We start from the raw sequence: 282 nt of genomic DNA, 5'->3' as shown, positions 1-282 counted from the left end.
GCAGGCACAACGCCTCGCTGTTCATGGTGCTGCACAGCGCGCTCGCCGTACTGCTGGCGCGGGCCAGCGGCACCAGCGACATCGCCATCGGCACGCCGGTCGCCGGTCGCGGCGAGGCCGCGCTGGACGACCTGATCGGAATGTTCGTCAACACCCTGGTGCTGCGAACCGCGGTCAATGCCGGTGACTCCTTCGCCGACCTGCTCGCCCAGGCCCGCGAGACCGATCTGCACGCGTTCGCGCACGCGGACGTGCCGTTCGAGCGGTTGGTCGAGGTGCTCA

The 282-nt window shown here is 69.9% G+C and carries 1 protein-coding gene; it reads left to right on the top strand.

From position 1 onward, the window contains the following. On the top strand, window positions 1-282 hold a 282-nt coding region (locus tag IU459_RS37865; RefSeq protein ID WP_195134348.1), incomplete at both ends, for a condensation domain-containing protein.

Origin of the sequence: Nocardia amamiensis (assembly GCF_015477605.1) — a bacterium.
GTDB lineage: Bacteria > Actinomycetota > Actinomycetes > Mycobacteriales > Mycobacteriaceae > Nocardia > Nocardia amamiensis_A.
Note: the sequence above shows the minus strand (reverse complement) of the source record. Positions and strands in the feature narration are given on the sequence as shown.